We start from the raw sequence: 15,134 nt of genomic DNA on the forward strand, positions 1-15,134 counted from the left end.
GAGGACGTCCGCCGTCATGTTCCGCTCGATGTAGACCATTGCCTTCTCACTCTCGTCGGTGCTTCGTGATCATGGAGGCCGGGCTGGCCTCGCACACCCTTCGTGTTCTCGCTCGCCCGCTTCTGCCCGTCCCCCGTGCTCGCGAATCGAATCCGACGCCATGATGACCCAGGCGGTTTGTGCGCCGCGACCACATTTATGGCCGCCGTGACCAACCTGTGAGCTGGGGATGCGTCCGGGCCCGGCCAGATCCCCGACGAAACCGGACTACTCGGCTCCGAAAAGTTCCAGCAGGTCGGCCTTGGCGAACATGCGCGCCGTGTCCACGGCGGAGGGGGTTCCGGCCTTCGGGTCGGCCCCGCCGGCGAGCAGCGCGCGGATGACGGCCTCCTCGCCCTTGAAGACCGCGCCGGCGAGCGGGGTCTGGCCGCGGTCGTTGGCGCGGTCGGCCTCGGCGCCGCGGGCCAGCAGGGCCGACACGGCGTCGGCGTGGCCGTGGTAGGCGGCGAGCATGACCAGGGTGTCGCCGCGGTCGTTGGTGAGGTTCGCCGGAACCCCGGCGTCCAGGTAGGCGGTGAGCGCCTCGGTTTCACCCTGGCGGGCGAGGTCGAAGATCTTGGTGGCCAGTTCGATGACGTCCTCGTCGGGGACGTCCTGGGAACCGGAGCCCCCGGCTGCGTGCTCGCTCATGGTTCGTACCGCCTTTCACTCGTTGCTGACATGGTCCGCCCGCCCGTCACGACGTCGAAGACCCGGTCGGAGGCAGGGGGGTGCACGGCGCTGCGTCCGTACGGGTGAATCGCCAGAGTAGCGCCCTGGCCTGCACATGTCCGGGTCGGGCCGAGGCAATGATCACCTTCGACCGCCTGCGCGCCGGGCACGCCAGCCGGGCTGAGCCGGTCAAGTGAAAAACCCTGAAATTCACCCGTATGCACCTTTTGTCGCATTGATACTTCCTGTGAGCCTGGAAGAACTGATGGTGACTGTCCCCACCAACCAGGAGAAAACCTCATGGTCCTGTCCATCTCAGGCGTGGTCCTGCTCGGCATCATCTGCTTCCTCTTCTTCAAGAAGGACGGGATGAAGCTGACGCACGCGTTCGTCTGCGCGCTCTTCGGCTTCTTCCTCGCCGGCTCCGCCATCGCCCCGAGCATCACGGCGAGCACGGCGAGCCTCGCGAGCCTGCTCGGCGGGATCAAGCTCTAGCCCGGCCATCAGGCAGCCACACCAGCAGCACCCGGAACACCGTCACACCCACAACTCCAGGAGACGCCCGTGGCCCGGCGCCCACTTCCCCGCATCCTCAGCAGCGGCACCACGTCGCTGGCCCGGGGCCGCGACCTCGCTCGCACGGCCGCCGACAGTGCCACGGACGTCCTCCATCCGCTCCTCGTCATCGGACGCGGCCTGCGCATCCTGGCCGCGGCCGGGCGGCGCCGGTGGTCGCAGACCCCCAAGGACAAGCGTGGTCCCGCGCTGTTCCTCGGAGCCGCCTGCGTCCTGGTGGTCGCACTCGTCTCCTACGGCCCCCTCCTCGCCCTGATCACCCTCATGGCGGCGGCGGCCTGGCACGGACGCGACCGCACCCCGGCGAAGACCGGACCCAGCGATGCCGAGACCGAACGGCTCGGCTCCCTCTACGAAGCCCTCGTGCCGTACTTCTCCATCCCGGAGGACCCGAGTCCGCTCTTCGCCCACGGCGGGGACTGGGACAAGGCCTTCAGCGGCTACGAGTTCGACGAGGCGGGCCGCATCACCCGGCTCCACATCCGCTACCCGGCCTACTTCACCGACGGCGAGGCCACCTCACGGACCCGGATCGAGGCACTGCTGCACGCCAAGTCCGGGCGCGGACGGGAGTATCTCTTCGACTGGGACGAGGAGGGCAACCAGCTCGGCCTGAGGGTGCTGGCGGCGCTGCCGACGGGCATCGCCGCCCAGCCGTTCGTCACCTCCCCCGGCGAGACCGTGCTCGGCTTCACCGACGCCGGCGGCGTGCAGCGCACCCTGCCCGTCCTGGAGGGCGACGAGCCCCGGGACGTGCCGCCGGTGATCTGGCGCACCGGGCCCCGCTCCACCGAGCCCCATCTGCTGGCCGTCGGCCAGCCCGGCAGCGGCACCTCCACCCTGCTGCGCTCCGTCGCCCTGCAGGCCCTGCGGCACGGGGGCGACGTACTGATCGTCGACGGCGGCGGCAGCGGCGAGTACTCCTGCCTGTCCGGCCGCAGCGGCGTCCTCGCCGTGGAGTGCGGCCCGACCGGGGCGCAGGCCACGCTGGAATGGGCCGCGCAGGAGACCGAACGGCGGCTCATCGCCACCCACCGGGCCCGCGAGGTCGGCCGGCCCGCGCCCGAGGACACCCGGCGGCCCCTGTGGATCCTGCTGGACCAGCCGAGCGTGCTGGCCCACCTCTCCGTCGCCGAGGGCGGCCCCGACCCGCTGGCCCAGCTGCAGGTGCCGCTGCGGCACGGACGGCCCGCGCACGTCACCGTGGTGGTGGCCGAGCAGTTCGGGCACCTGGAACTGCTGAACGACGCCGTCTGGCAGCACACCCGCGCCCGCGTCGTGCTCGGGCCCGCCGCGGTCCAGCAGGTCGCCGACGTACTGGGGCTGCCGCCGCACACCACCCCGACGGCCCAGGTGCCGCCGGGGCGCGGGTACGCCCGGCTCGGCACCGGGCCCGTGCACCGGCTTCAGGTGCCCGCCACCCCGGACCCGTACGACGAGGCCGCGCACCCGGCGTACCGCCAGGCCGTGCTGGAGCTCCTGCCGGACCGGCTCGCGCCCGTCGGGGGCGGTGGGCGGGACCGGAGCACGCTGGGCAAGCCGCTCCAGGGGCAGCCGCCGGCGCAGGGCTCGGCTCTGGACGTCCCGGAGATCGCGGAGGTGCCGGCCGAGGCCGAGGCTTCGTAGGCCGGTTGAGACGGGGCCGGGCGCGCCGGGGCATCTCCTCGGACGCCGAATGCGGCGAGGGGCCGGAGCGCGAGGGGTGGCCGCGTTCGGCGCCCTGCGGGGACGCCCCGGCACGCACCCGACCCCGACAGCCAGCGGGCATCGGGCAGCGGGTCCGGTGGGTTACGCCACGAACGTACGGGGCGGCTCCGCCCCGCTGCCGCCCGCGCCCGTGCCGACCAGCCGGGCCGCCGCCGCCAGCCGGGAGGCGGCCTCCTCGGCCACCGGCCCGCCCACGGTGAACGGCAGCCGGACGTAGCCCTCGAAGGCCCCGTCCACGCCGAACCTCGGCCCCGAGGGGACCCGTACCCCGACCCGCTCCCCCACCTCGGCCAGCCGCGAGCCGGAGAGCCCGCCCGCGCGGGCCCACAGGGTCAGCCCGCCCTGCGGCACCGCGAACTCCCAGTCCGGCAGCTCCCGGCGGACCGCCGCGACCAGCGCGTCCCGGTTCTCGCGGGCCTGCTCGCGGCGGATCCCGACGGCCTCCTGCCAGCCCCCGGTCCGCATCAGCCAGTTCACCGCGAGCTGTTCCAGCACCGGGGTGCCCAGGTCGGCGTAGGCGCGGGCGGCGACCAGGCTGCGGATCACGTCGGGGGCCGCGCGGACCCAGCCGATCCGCATGCCCGCCCAGAACGCCTTGCTGGCGGAGCCGACCGTGATGACCGTGCTGCCGGCCGGGTCGAAGGAGCACACCGGGCGGGGCATCGCCAGGTCCGCGTCCAGCTGGAGCTCCACCATGGTCTCGTCGGCCACCAGGACGGTGCCGGCCGAGCGGGCGGCCTCCACCATCGCGCGGCGCTGGTCCTCGGAGGCCAGGGCCCCGGTCGGGTTGTGGAAGTCGGCGACCACATAGGCGAGGCGGGGGGCCGAATCGCGCAGCACCTGCCGCCAGACGTCCATGTCCCAGCCGCTGAGGCCGGCGGCCATGGCGACGGGCACGAGACGGACCCCGGCGGCACGCATGAGCTGGAGGATGTTGGCGTAGGAGGGGGACTCGACGGCGATCCGCTCCCCGCGCCCGGCGAAGAGGCTGCAGATGGCGTCGATGGCGCCCATCGCACCGGTGGTGACCATGATCTGCTCGGGCATGGTCGGAATGCCCTGCTCCGTGTAGCGGTCGGCGAGCATCCGGCGCAGCGCGGGCAGGCCCGCCGGGTAGTCCCCGTGGGTGTGCGCGTACGGCGGCAGCTCCTCCAGAGCGCCCTGGACGGCCTTGGTGAGCCACGGTTCCGGGGCCGGGAGCGCGGCGCAGCCGAGGTCGATCATCGAACCGAGGGACTCGGGCGGCAGCGGCTCCAGGCCCCGGGCGGGCAGCGGGTTCCCGGCCGGGACGGAGGTCCAGCTGCCTGCGCCGCGGCGGGACTCCAGGAACCCCTCGCCCCGCAGGGCCTCGTAGGCGGCGGCGACGGTGGTGCGGCTGAGGGAGAGGGCGACGGCCAGTTCCCGCTCGGCGGGCAGCCGGGCGGCGACGGGGACGCGGCCTTCGAGGACGAGCAGGCGGATGCCGTCGGCGAGGGTCCGGTAGGCGGGCAGCTTGCGCGCCCCGGGGACGCTCGGCCGCTCCTGTTGGGAGGTGATGAGGCGGGCGAGCTGTGCGGCACCGACCGCTGAGGTCCATTCGGCCATGCTGTCCGGTCCACCTTCGTCGAATTGGCCCCGCCCGACCCCGGGCGCGGCCTGTATTGGATTGCTTCCGCCCCTACACCCTGTCACGCCGGGGGCCACCCGGACCAGGGGCGGGGGGTACCTGAACCCCCGGCGGTGGGGCCGCACGGCTGTGAACGGCGCGCCGTTCACCACGCAGCCACCGGGCCGCACCCTCCCCACGGGTAACAAGAGGCATACTGCCGCCGTGACGCACGTACGCCTTCGCCATCCGTATCTGGACCACCCGGCTCCGATCCCCTTCGCGCACCGGGGCGGTGCCGCGGACGGGCTGGAGAACACCGCCGCCGCCTTCCGCCGGGCCGCCGAAGCGGGCTACCGGTACTTCGAGACCGATGTGCACGCCACGGCGGACGGGAAACTCGTCGCCTTCCACGACTCCACGCTGGACCGGGTCACCGACGGCCGGGGCCGGATCGCCGAACTGCCCTGGAAGCGGGTCCGTGAGGCCCGGGTGGGGGGCACCGAGCCGCTGCCGCTCTTCGAGGAGCTGCTGGAGGAGTTCCCGGACGCCCGCTGGAACATCGACGTCAAGGCGGAGTCGGCACTGCACCCGCTGGTCAATCTGGTCGCCCGGGCCGGGATCTGGGACCGGGTCTGCGTGAGCTCCTTCTCGGAGAGCCGGGTGGCCCGCGCCCAGAAGATCGCCGGGCCCCGGCTGGCGACCTCCTACGGCGTGCGCGGGGTGCTCGGCCTGAGGCTGCGCTCGTACGCCATTCCCGCGGCGCTGCGCGTGGGCGCGGTGGCGGCGCAGGTTCCGGAGACCCAGGCCGGCATCCGCGTGGTCGACCGCCGGTTCGTACGGACCGCGCACGAGCGGGGACTCCAGGTGCACGTCTGGACCGTGAACGAACCGGAACGCATGGAGGCTCTCCTCGACCTGGGTGTCGATGGCATCATGACCGACCGGATCGACATCTTGCGCACGGTGCTGGACCGGCGCGGGGCCTGGGCCTGACTCGCCCTTCACCCCTCGCCCGGGCCGGAATGCCGCTGCGGAACGGGACCAGCGAGGGGGACACCGCATGAGTGCGGAAGAGAGCAGCAGGACCGAGGAAGCGGAACCCGGGGCGGAGGACGACAGAGCCGCGGCCGCCACGACGACCAAGGCCGACACGACCGCTGCGAGCGCCGCGACCGCCGCGACCGCCGAGCGCAAGCGCGAGCAGCGGGGCTGGTACTTCTACGACTTTGCTGTCTCGGTCTACTCGGCGAGCGTGCTGACCGTGTTCCTCGGGCCCTATCTGACCGCGGTGGCCAAGGCCGCCGCGGACGCCGAGGGCTTCGTGCACCCGCTGGGCATCCCGGTGCGCGCCGGATCCTTCTTCGCCTACTCCGTCTCGGCCTCGGTGATCCTGGCCGTCCTGCTGATGCCGCTGGTGGGGGCCGTCGCCGACCGGACCGGTCGCAAGAAGCCGCTGCTGGCGGCGGCGGCCTACACGGGCGCCGCGGCGACGGCCGCCATGTTCTTCCTGGGCGGTGAGCGCTATCTGCTGGGCGGCCTGCTGCTCGTCGTGGCGAACGCCTCGCTGTCCGTCTCGATGGTGCTCTACAACGCCTATCTGCCGCAGATCTCCACCCCCGACGAACGGGACACCGTCTCCTCGCGGGGCTGGGCCTTCGGCTACACCGCCGGGTCCGTGATGCTGGTGGTGAACCTGGTGCTCTACATGGGGCACGACTCCTTCGGCCTCTCCGAGGGCATGGCGATCCGGATCTGCCTGGCCTCCGCGGGCCTGTGGTGGGGGGCCTTTGCCCTGATCCCGCTGCGCCGACTGCGGGACCGGGCCGTGGTGCGGGAGCCGGGGGCGGCTCCGGCCGTCAGTGGCTGGAAGCAGCTCGTCGCCACCCTGAAGGACATGCGGCGCTATCCGCTGACCCTGTCGTTCCTGCTGGCGTACCTGATCTACAACGACGGCGTGCAGACCGTGATCTCCCAGGCCTCCATCTACGGCTCGGAGGAGCTGAAGCTGGAGCAGTCCACCCTGATCGGGGCGGTGCTGCTGGTGCAGATCCTGGCGGTGGCGGGCGCGCTGGGCATGGGCCGCCTCGCCCGGATCTACGGAGCCAAGCGGACGATCCTGGGCTCGCTGGCCGCGTGGGCGGTGACGCTGGCGGCCGGATACTTCCTGCCGGCCCGGACCCCGGTGTGGTTCTTCGCACTCGCCGCGATGATCGGGCTGGTGCTGGGAGGCAGCCAGGCGCTGTCGCGCTCGCTGTTCTCGCACCTGGTGCCGGCGGGCAAGGAGGCCGAGTACTTCTCGGCGTACGAGATGAGCGACCGGGGCCTGAGCTGGGTGGGGCCGCTGGTGTTCGGCCTGACGTACCAGCTCACGGGCAGCTACCGGGACGCGATCATCTCGCTGGTGGTCTTCTTCGCACTGGGATTCGTGCTCCTGGCGCGAGTGCCGGTGCGGCGCGCGGTGGAGGCGGCAGGCAATCCTGTACCGGAGCGGATCTGAGAGTGGGTCCGCGAGTGCGCCCCGCCCGGATCTGCGAACGAATTCCGAACGAATTTAGACGTTGAAGCAAAGGGCCGGTAGTGTACGCCTTTGGCCTGCCAGGCGGACCGTTACTGCGCGCTCAAGAAGCGTGGACGTTGGGTGACATCTGCTGCCAGATGTGACAAAACGGGCACTGGTGGGTACAACAAGGGGCGGCACGACGGGCGACGCACGACCCGGAGCGGGAATCTATACCGCCGACCGGACGTTGACCGGATGACGACGACAGCGACACCTGTCCTGTGGGCGACAAGCCCGGGAGGCACGATTCATGAGTGAGCGAGCTCTCCGCGGTACGCGCCTCGTGGTTACCAGCTACGAGACGGACCGCGGCATCGATCTGGCCCCGCGCCAGGCGGTGGAGTACGCATGCCAGAACGGACATCGATTTGAGATGCCGTTCTCGGTTGAGGCAGAAATTCCGCCGGAGTGGGAGTGCAAGGCGTGCGGCGCCATGGCACTCCTGGTGGACGGGGATGGGCCCGAAGAGAAGAAGGGCAAGCCTGCGCGAACGCACTGGGACATGCTCATGGAGCGACGCACCCGCGAGGAGCTGGAGGAAGTGCTGGCCGAAAGGCTTGCAGTTCTGCGTTCCGGCGCCATGAACATTGCCGTGCATCCGCGGGACAGCCGCAAGTCCGCCTGACAGCCGGACGGATACACAAGCCGAGGGGCCCCGCCACACACTGTGTGGCGGGGCCCCTCGGCTTGTCCGTGTTCTCTTCGCCTCACGCGAGGCCCTGCCGGGGCTCTGCGGGCGCCTTACGGGGCCAGCGGCGGGCGGTACGCCGCGTCCGGGCCGCCCTCTCGGCCGGGCCGGTCCTCGCGGACGACCTCACCCTGGACGACCTTGCCGTCGGGATGGTGGATGCGGGCCTGCTGGAAGGCGTCACCGAAGCTGCCGGCGGGGGCCGAGGCCATCTTCCGCTCCAGCGAACGGGTCGCCCTGCGGCCGATCCAGGCCCGGACGGGCGGCAGCAGCAGGACCAGGCCCGCCACGTCGGAGATCAGGCCGGGAAGCATCAGGAGCAGGCCCGCCAGCATCGTGAGGCCGTTGCCCTGGCCGGGCTGCTGCGGAGTGGGCTGCTGCCCCTGCTGGGCCTGCTGGAAGGTGCTCGCCAGGTTCTTGAAGGCACGCCGCCCGGCCCGCTTGATGACCACCGCGCCCAGGACGATGCCGCCCGCGAGCAGCGCGGCGACGGCGAGCCCGCCGGCCACGTCCGCGACCACGGTGAGCAGCCAGATCTCCAGGATCAGCCAGGCGGCGATCGCCAGGGGGAGGAACGTACGGGCGGGCGAGCGCCGCCGGGGGGCCGTGGAAATGCCGGTCGTCATAGCATCCAGTGTGCCTGGGGCCGCATAAAAGCGGCCTCAGCCGGAGGTACCGGACATCCCCTAGGGGGTGTCCGGCCCGTCAGGCCCCGCTGCCCGGCCTGCCGGTATCCGGGCCGCCGCCCTTGCCGCTGTCCTTGCCGCTGTCCTTGCCCAGCAGCTTGGAGGCCTGGGCCTTGATGCCCCACTGGGTGACCCGCCACAGCGCCTCGACCAGGATGTCCTTGCTCATCTTGCTGTCGCCGAACTCACGCTCGACGAACGTGATGGGGACCTCCACCACGCGGAAGCCCTTCTGCACGGCCCTTCGCGCCAGGTCGACCTGGAAGCAGTAGCCCGCCGAGGCCACCTCGTCGAGCCCCAGCCCCTCCAGGGTCTCCCGGCGGAAGGCCCGGTAGCCGCCGGTCACGTCCCGCATCGGGAGGTTCAGCATCAGACGGGAGTACGTCGAACCGCCGCGCGAGATGAACTCCCGGCTCTTCGGCCAGTTCACCACCCGCCCGCCCGGCACCCAGCGGGAGCCCAGGACCAGGTCCGCGCCGGCCAGCGCGGTCAGCAGGCGGGGCAGCTCCTCGGGCTGGTGGGAACCGTCGGCGTCCATTTCGACGATCACCCCGTAGCCCTGTTCCAGGGCCCAGACGAAGCCGGCCAGGTAGGCGGCGCCCAGCCCCTCCTTGCCCTTGCGGTGCAGCACGTGGACGTGGTCGTCGCCGACCGCCAGCTCGTCGGCGAGCTTGCCGGTGCCGTCCGGGCTGTTGTCGTCCGCGACGAGAATGTGGGCCTCGGGCACGGCCGCGCGCACACGCCCGACGATCAGCCCGATGTTCTCCGCCTCGTTGTAGGTCGGAATGATCACCAAGGCCGTACCGAGCGGTCCGTAGGTCCGCTGTCCGCCGTCGCTCACTGAGTCCCCTTTTGTGCGCTTGCACGTCCTGTACGTCTGGTCGCAGAGGATGACTTTAGAACAGTGGCCGGGGCCCGCGGTCCTTCGGGCCGGTCAGACGCCCGCTGGCTGCGGGCCGCCGTGACCGTTGTCTACTGGACCGCGGACCTCGACCGGGGCCACCCGCCGCCCGGCGAAACCTTCCCTCGCCCCCGAGGCGCGGGCGCGCTGCGCAGACGGAGTCGTCCGGCACGGACTTCCTGTGGTGGACCCGGCCGAACCTATCCGGGTCCGACCGCCCGTACCGAACCGAGGCCCGCCGGATCACCCCTGTGGGCGTACGAATACCTCCCGCCCGCCGACGACGGTGGCGAGGCACACCGGCAGGGCGGATCCGGGGGTCAGGTCGGGCAGTCCGGGGGTGCCCGAGCGGGGGTCGGTGGACCAGCGGGCGACCCGGTCGTCGGGGGCCTGGACGACCAGGTCACCCGTCTGCCAGACCGCGTAGTCGGCCGGTGCGCCGGGGACGAGGACGCCCGCGTCGTCGCGGCCCAGGGCCCGCCAGCCGCCCCGCGTGTGGGCGGTGAAGGCGGCCCGTACGGAGATCCGGTGCTCGGGGGTCCGGTGGAAGGCGGCCGCGCGGACGGTGCCCCACGGGTCGAGCGGAGTGACCGGCGCGTCCGAGCCGAAGGCCAGCGGGACACCGGCCTTGAGCATGGCGGCGTACGGGTTGAGGGTGCGGGCCCGCCCGGCGCCGAGCCGGTCGGCGTACATGCCGTCCTCGCCGCCCCAGGCCGCGTCGAACGCGGGCTGCACGGAGGCGGTCAGCCCCAGCTCCGCGAAGGCCGCGATGGTGGCAGGGGTCATCATCTCGGCGTGCTCCACCCGGTGCCGGGCGGCGCGGACCCGGGCCAGGCCGACCTTCTCGGCAGCCGCCCGGACACCCTCTACGACGGCGGTGATCGCCGCGTCCCCGATGGCGTGGAACCCGGCCTGCAGACCCGCCTCGGTGCAGGCGGCCACGTGCTCGGTGACGGCGTGCACGTCGAGGTACTCGGTGCCGGTGTGCGCGGCGTCCGCGTACGGGGCGTGCAGGCAGGCCGTGTGCGAGCCGAGGGCGCCGTCGACGAACAGGTCTCCGGCGGCTCCGACGGCCCCGAGCTCCGCGGCCAGTTCCAGGTCCCGGTCGGCCCAGTACCCGAAGACGCGCGGCCCCGGCCGCTCGGCGGCCAGGGCGAGCAGACCGGTGAAGTCCTCGGCGGAGGAGATCTCGGGCCCGCCGCACTCGTGGACGGAACCGATACCCAGGGAGGCGGCCCGGTCGAGGGCGGCCCGCTGGGCCTCGGCGCGCTGGGCGGGGGTGACTGCGGCCAGCGCGGCCCTCCGTACGGCGTGGTGGTCGTCACCGGTCAGCGGCCGGTCGCCGTCGGGCCGTACCGCCGGGACGAGGGCGAGCAGGGCCGTGGTGACCACGGCCGAGTGCACGTCGACGCGGCTGAGGTAGAGCGGGCGGCCGCCGGTGGCCTCGTCGAGCTCGGCGCGGTACGGGGCCCGGCGCTCGGGCCAGCGGGCGGCGTCCCAGCCGTGCCCGAGGAGCACCCGGTCGGCCGGGCGGCTCGCGGCGTAGGCGCGTACGAGGTCCAGCGCGGCGGGCAGGGTGCGCGCCCCGGAGAGGTCCAGCCCGGTGAGGGCCAGGCCCGCGGAGGTGGTGTGGACGTGGGCGTCGGTGAAGGCCGGCGTGACGAGCGCGCCGCCGAGGTCGACGACCTCGTCCACGCCCTGCGCGAAGGCGTCGGCGGCGCCCTCGGAACCGACCCAGGCGATGCGGCCGCGCTCGACGACCATCGCGGTGGCGAACGGGTCGGCGGGGCTGTGCACCTCGCCCCCGCGGAGGAGAACGGTCCTGGTCGGTGCTCCGGCGGCCTCGGCGGAGTGGGCGGTGCGGTCAGTCATGCCGACCAGTGTCCCGCGTCGCCCACCCCGGCCCGACCACCGGGTCCCCGCTCGGGCGCGGGTCAGACGCGGGGCGGGCGCGCCTCGTAGGGGGTGGACAGGACGACCGTCGTGCGCGTCGAGACGTGGGCGAGGGCGCGCAGGCGGCCCAGGAGGTCTTCCAGCTCCAGGGGGGTGGCGACGCGCACCTTCAGGATGTAGTTCTCGTCGCCCGCGACGCTGTGGCAGGCCTCGATCTCGGGGACGCCGGCCAGCCGGTCGGCGATGTCGTCCGGGGCGCTCGGGTCGAAGGGCTTGACCGAGATGAACGCGGTCAGCGGCAGGCCGACGGCCTCCGGATCGACCACGGCCGCATAGCCGCGGATGACCCCGCGCTGCTCCAGACGTCGTACTCGCTGATGGACTGCCGACGTGGACAGTCCCGTGGCCTTGCCCAGATCCGTGTAGCTCATCCGCCCGTCCCGCACGAGCAGATCAACGATCTGGCGGTCCAGCTCCTCCATTGCGCTCATAGCCGCTCAACTTACGGCCCAAGGGCGCTCCAGGCCCAGTGCTGTCCGCCCACTGGAGGCATCTGCGGCAGGCATGTGACCAAGGCCACAGGGGTATGCAGGTGGAGGCCTGTCTGTTGTGGTTACTCGTGACGCTCGACGGGAATTGGTTGCTGTGGCCGAGGCCGAAGAACCTGCCCGCCCGGCCCACCCAAGGGGGAGTACATCCATGCTGAACACCAAGCGCGCCGGTCGCACCGAACCGGAGCCCCTGGAACTGCTCGATTCCGGTGACGGACCGTACCCGGACGACGGCGGGGACGGCGATTACCTCGACGAGATCGAGGGATTCGAGATCCACCACGCGATCTGCCCCGACTGCGGCCAGTCGATCGCCCTCGTCGCGGACGAGGAGTTCCTGCCGCAGCACGCCCTCTGCCTGACCCCGTGGAACCCCTTCGGCCTCACCGTGTGCGCGGGCACCGGCCGGCCCGCCACCGATGCCCTGCCCACCGTCGGCATGATCCAGCCGGTGGAGGCACAGGAGCTCGAACCCGTCGTCCTGTCGGACCTGCCCCAGGGCCTGGACTGGCGGACGCAGCCCTTCTCGCACGTCGGCGGTCCGGGCTCGCGCCCGGTCCGTGTGATGAGCCCCGTGCTGCCGCGGCCGCAGGCGCAGACGCGGCAGCAGCACGCGCAGGCGGCCTGACGGCCGCTCCGCTCCCTTACCAGTACGTTCCCTGCACCATGGCGGCCAGGCTGGCGTGGTGCAGGATCAGGCTGTCCGGGTCCGCCGGGACCTCGACCTCCCCGAAGTGGGCCTGCCGGTAGGCGATGCGCAGCATCACGATCCCGTGGCGCAGGGCCGCGTAGAGGGTGTGGAACTCCATGTCGCGCGGGGTGTGGCCGGTGAGCGCGGCGTACCGGCGCTCCAGGTCCTCGCGGCGCAGGAAGTCCGGCAGGCCGGGCTGGCCGAAGCCGACCGTGAGGTCCTGGAAGAACCGGTGCAGGTAGACGGTCCAGCCGAGGTCCACCTCGCGCGGGGCGTACGCCGCCATCTCCCAGTCCAGTACGGCCACCGGCGCGAAGCCGTCGTAGATGACGTTGCCGATGCGGGCGTCACCCCAGTTGAGGACGGCGGGGCCCTCGTCCTGCGGCCACAGCTCCTCCAGGCGGGCGAACGCCCGCTCGATGAGCGGGGACGGCGCGAGCCCGCCCACCACCCAGGAGTAGTAGGCGCGTTGGGCGTCCACGTGCCGGCGCAGCGGGGTGCCCTCGCCGTCGGGGAGGAGGAACTCGGCCTCCTTGGACGGGAACTGGTCGTGCAGCCGGGCCAGCAGCGAGATGCTCGCCTCCTGGAGGGCGGCGCGCTCGGCGTCGGTGGCGGCGTGCAGCCAGTTGCCCTCGTAGGTGTAGGGCATGACATCGGGCGGGACCCGGCCCTCCGCACGGGCCATCACGAAGAACGGCGCCCCCAGCGGTCCCGGATCCTCCTCCAGCCACTGCACGCGCGGGACGGGCAGGTCCGTGTGCCGGGCGACCAGGCTCATCACGCGGTGCTGGCGCGGCATGTCGTACGTCGGGAAGACGGTGTAGGCCGCCGGGTCGGCGGCGAGCCGCAGCGCGCAGGCGCGCAGCGGGGTGTCGGGGTGCTCTATGTCGAAGAGCAGGGTCTCGCTGGACATCCCGTTCGATCCGGGGACGGAGACGTTGGTGACCTGCGCGCCGGGGAGCCTGGTGTCCAGCCAGGCGGCGAGACGGCGGCCGAGCTCCTCGGGCTCCCGGGTGGAGGTGCGCGGACGTGGTGCGGTGGCCATGGTCGATCCCCTTTCCTACTGGGCTTCTGGGCTTCTTGCCGGGTTTCCTACGGGGCGACGGAGGAGTAGTCGGCGAAACCGCTCGGGTCGTGACGCCCGAAGCTGCCGTGTTCGAAGATGCCGTGGCCGATCCGCCCGTCGAGGGTGAAGCGGGCCGAGTGGTCGGTCACCCCGAAGGCGGCCATCGGGTGGGCCGCGGGGTCGGAGAGGTCGTAGACGCGGCGGTCGCTCCAGCCGCGCCCCTGCCAGGTGCCGTGCTGCCAGTCACCGGCGGGCGGATATCCGGCGCCGACGGCGAGCGGGGAGGAGTTCAGGATCTCCACGCCCAGTTCGAGGGGCTTGCGGGAGGGGTCGGTGAGGTGGACGACGGCCCGCTCGGGGTGCCGGCTGCCGGGCCGGTAGCGGATCTCGGTGTGCGGCCAGCCGAGTTGGACGTCGTGGCGGCCGCTGCCCTCGGGGAAGACCTGCACGGCCTCGTTCAGGGTGCGGTGGCCGTCGGCGTCCTCCTGGGCGATGACCATGACGAAGCGGTCCTCGAAACGGACCGGGATCCACAGCCAGTGGAAGCCCTCGGGGCGGTGCTCCTCGGCCGCGCGGCCCCCCTCCTCCCCCGGGATCGGCCGCACGCCCCAACTCCGGTCGCGGGTGCCGGTCCACTCCCCCGGCGTGAGGGTGAGCTCCTCCCCCTTGGCCCGGATGGTTCCGGTCACCTGGCCGGCCTGCACGAAGCGGCGGCCTTCCAGCATGAGGCGGTCGCCGCGCCGCTGGACGTGGTGCGGCTCCCAGACGGCGGGGAACTCGGCGGTCCAGGTGATGTCGTACGAGAGCCCGTGCGGGTCTGCCGGATCGGCGGCGCAGCGCAGCGTGAGCTGCTTGAGCGGCACGTCGACGGTGATGGACAAGGGCCCCACCGAGAGGTTCATCCGGTCGTCGGTGAGGGCGTCGGAGGCCCGGACGGCGAGCAGCTCGTCGCCGACGCGGAGGGTGGCGTAGGCGTCGATGACCCCGGCGTTGGGGTAGACGCCGAGGCCGAGTATCAGGACGGCGCGGCCGGCGTGATCGAAGACGTGGAAGATGCACCGGTCGTAGGCGTTGCGGTCACCGCTGACGACGTGCTTCATCGACAACGGCGCCTGGTGGATGGGGTATTCGTCGAGCGCGACGGGCCGGTCGGCGGGCATGGCGAACCTCCTGGACGGACGGCTTCGGGGCCGCTCGGGGGCGGCTTCGGGGGGCGGCTCAGGCGGATATGACGGTACGTCAGAAACCAGCCTCGGGGCCACCCTTCTGGCACGCTCTGACAGAGCGGCGCGATGTGCCGGGGGTGGGGGCGGGGGGGGAGGTGTGGCGGGGGCTTCGGGGGGCGGGAGCCGCTCGGGCGGAATCAGGGAGGCGTATGGGGGTTTCCCGTCAGTCTCATCGTCTCTCCGTGTCGGGCCGGCCCCTCAAGGGCGCTCCTCCTTCGTCGTCGCGTCGCTTCGCGATGTCGCTGCGCTCCACCCTTGACCGACCGTCCCGCCCCGGACATACGAAGACT

At 72.5% G+C, this 15,134-nt stretch carries 14 protein-coding genes; 6 read left to right on the forward strand and 8 right to left on the reverse strand.

Going from position 1 to position 15,134, the window contains the following annotated elements; genetic code table 11:
- Positions 1–267 precede the first annotated feature (267 nt).
- Positions 268–690, reverse strand: a complete 423-nt coding sequence (locus ACFY0D_RS38690; RefSeq protein ID WP_390802565.1) for an ankyrin repeat domain-containing protein — start codon at positions 688–690, stop codon at positions 268–270.
- 321 nt (positions 691–1,011) lie between these two features.
- On the opposite strand from ACFY0D_RS38690, the gene ACFY0D_RS38695 reads away from it, so the two are divergent.
- A complete protein-coding gene (locus ACFY0D_RS38695) occupies positions 1,012–1,206 on the forward strand; it encodes a hypothetical protein (protein ID WP_007262923.1) in 195 nt (64 codons plus the stop codon).
- A gap of 69 nt (positions 1,207–1,275) precedes the next feature.
- The gene (locus tag ACFY0D_RS38700) at positions 1,276–2,913 is read left to right on the forward strand and encodes a hypothetical protein (protein ID WP_390802566.1); all 1,638 of its coding nucleotides are present in this window, start codon (positions 1,276–1,278) and stop codon (positions 2,911–2,913) included.
- 162 nt (positions 2,914–3,075) lie between these two features.
- Here the strand turns inward: ACFY0D_RS38700 and ACFY0D_RS38705 are convergent, their stop codons facing one another.
- On the reverse strand, positions 3,076–4,578 hold the full coding sequence (locus ACFY0D_RS38705; protein ID WP_390802567.1) for a PLP-dependent aminotransferase family protein: 1,503 nt from the start codon (positions 4,576–4,578) through the stop codon (positions 3,076–3,078).
- 226 nt (positions 4,579–4,804) lie between these two features.
- Here ACFY0D_RS38705 and ACFY0D_RS38710 point away from each other — a divergent pair, with 226 nt between their 5' ends.
- From ACFY0D_RS38710 to ACFY0D_RS38720, 3 genes are all read left to right on the forward strand, one after another.
- The gene (locus ACFY0D_RS38710) at positions 4,805–5,575 is read left to right on the forward strand and encodes a glycerophosphodiester phosphodiesterase family protein (protein ID WP_390802568.1); all 771 of its coding nucleotides are present in this window, start codon (positions 4,805–4,807) and stop codon (positions 5,573–5,575) included.
- A gap of 67 nt (positions 5,576–5,642) precedes the next feature.
- Positions 5,643–7,079, forward strand: coding sequence for an MFS transporter (locus ACFY0D_RS38715; RefSeq protein ID WP_390802569.1), 1,437 nt, complete (start codon positions 5,643–5,645; stop codon positions 7,077–7,079).
- A 313-nt stretch (positions 7,080–7,392) separates the two neighbouring features.
- Entirely contained in the window at positions 7,393–7,767 is a 375-nt protein-coding gene (locus ACFY0D_RS38720) for an RNA polymerase-binding protein RbpA (protein ID WP_007262928.1), read from the forward strand.
- A gap of 116 nt (positions 7,768–7,883) precedes the next feature.
- Here the strand turns inward: ACFY0D_RS38720 and fxsA are convergent, their stop codons facing one another.
- The 4 genes from fxsA to ACFY0D_RS38740 form a co-directional block, all read right to left on the reverse strand.
- On the reverse strand, positions 7,884–8,456 hold the full coding sequence (fxsA, locus tag ACFY0D_RS38725; RefSeq protein ID WP_390802570.1) for an FxsA family membrane protein: 573 nt from the start codon (positions 8,454–8,456) through the stop codon (positions 7,884–7,886).
- 79 nt (positions 8,457–8,535) lie between these two features.
- On the reverse strand, positions 8,536–9,357 hold the full coding sequence (locus tag ACFY0D_RS38730) for a polyprenol monophosphomannose synthase (RefSeq protein WP_390802571.1): 822 nt from the start codon (positions 9,355–9,357) through the stop codon (positions 8,536–8,538).
- Between the two features lie 303 nt (positions 9,358–9,660).
- A complete protein-coding gene (locus ACFY0D_RS38735; protein WP_390802572.1) occupies positions 9,661–11,289 on the reverse strand; it encodes an amidohydrolase in 1,629 nt (542 codons plus the stop codon).
- A gap of 62 nt (positions 11,290–11,351) precedes the next feature.
- On the reverse strand, positions 11,352–11,792 hold the full coding sequence (locus tag ACFY0D_RS38740) for an Lrp/AsnC family transcriptional regulator (protein ID WP_030011705.1): 441 nt from the start codon (positions 11,790–11,792) through the stop codon (positions 11,352–11,354).
- A 217-nt stretch (positions 11,793–12,009) separates the two neighbouring features.
- Between ACFY0D_RS38740 and ACFY0D_RS38745 the strand changes: the two genes are divergently transcribed.
- Positions 12,010–12,489 (forward strand): hypothetical protein, encoded by a 480-nt coding sequence (locus ACFY0D_RS38745; RefSeq protein WP_390802573.1) that lies wholly within the window; start codon positions 12,010–12,012, stop codon positions 12,487–12,489.
- A gap of 16 nt (positions 12,490–12,505) precedes the next feature.
- Here the strand turns inward: ACFY0D_RS38745 and ACFY0D_RS38750 are convergent, their stop codons facing one another.
- Together ACFY0D_RS38750 and ACFY0D_RS38755 are read right to left on the reverse strand one after the other, a co-directional pair.
- Positions 12,506–13,597, reverse strand: a complete 1,092-nt coding sequence (locus ACFY0D_RS38750; RefSeq protein ID WP_390802574.1) for a phosphotransferase family protein — start codon at positions 13,595–13,597, stop codon at positions 12,506–12,508.
- Positions 13,598–13,644: 47 nt separating this feature from the next.
- Positions 13,645–14,778, reverse strand: a complete 1,134-nt coding sequence (locus ACFY0D_RS38755; protein ID WP_390802575.1) for a hypothetical protein — start codon at positions 14,776–14,778, stop codon at positions 13,645–13,647.
- Positions 14,779–15,134 lie beyond the last annotated feature (356 nt).

The organism is Streptomyces sp. NPDC001502, assembly GCF_042894785.1.
Lineage (GTDB): Bacteria > Actinomycetota > Actinomycetes > Streptomycetales > Streptomycetaceae > Streptomyces > Streptomyces kutzneri.

Coding starts and splice junctions, on each gene's coding strand:
- ACFY0D_RS38690 (WP_390802565.1), bottom strand. CDS start 690: ATGAGCGAGCACGCAGCCGGGGGCTCCGGTTCCCAGGACGTCCCCGAC.
- ACFY0D_RS38705 (WP_390802567.1), bottom strand. CDS start 4,578: ATGGCCGAATGGACCTCAGCGGTCGGTGCCGCACAGCTCGCCCGCCTC.
- ACFY0D_RS38745 (WP_390802573.1), top strand. CDS start 12,010: ATGCTGAACACCAAGCGCGCCGGTCGCACCGAACCGGAGCCCCTGGAA.
- ACFY0D_RS38720 (WP_007262928.1), top strand. CDS start 7,393: ATGAGTGAGCGAGCTCTCCGCGGTACGCGCCTCGTGGTTACCAGCTAC.
- ACFY0D_RS38735 (WP_390802572.1), bottom strand. CDS start 11,289: ATGACTGACCGCACCGCCCACTCCGCCGAGGCCGCCGGAGCACCGACC.
- ACFY0D_RS38695 (WP_007262923.1), top strand. CDS start 1,012: ATGGTCCTGTCCATCTCAGGCGTGGTCCTGCTCGGCATCATCTGCTTC.
- ACFY0D_RS38715 (WP_390802569.1), top strand. CDS start 5,643: ATGAGTGCGGAAGAGAGCAGCAGGACCGAGGAAGCGGAACCCGGGGCG.
- ACFY0D_RS38740 (WP_030011705.1), bottom strand. CDS start 11,792: ATGGAGGAGCTGGACCGCCAGATCGTTGATCTGCTCGTGCGGGACGGG.
- ACFY0D_RS38755 (WP_390802575.1), bottom strand. CDS start 14,778: ATGCCCGCCGACCGGCCCGTCGCGCTCGACGAATACCCCATCCACCAG.
- ACFY0D_RS38750 (WP_390802574.1), bottom strand. CDS start 13,597: ATGGCCACCGCACCACGTCCGCGCACCTCCACCCGGGAGCCCGAGGAG.
- fxsA (WP_390802570.1), bottom strand. CDS start 8,456: ATGACGACCGGCATTTCCACGGCCCCCCGGCGGCGCTCGCCCGCCCGT.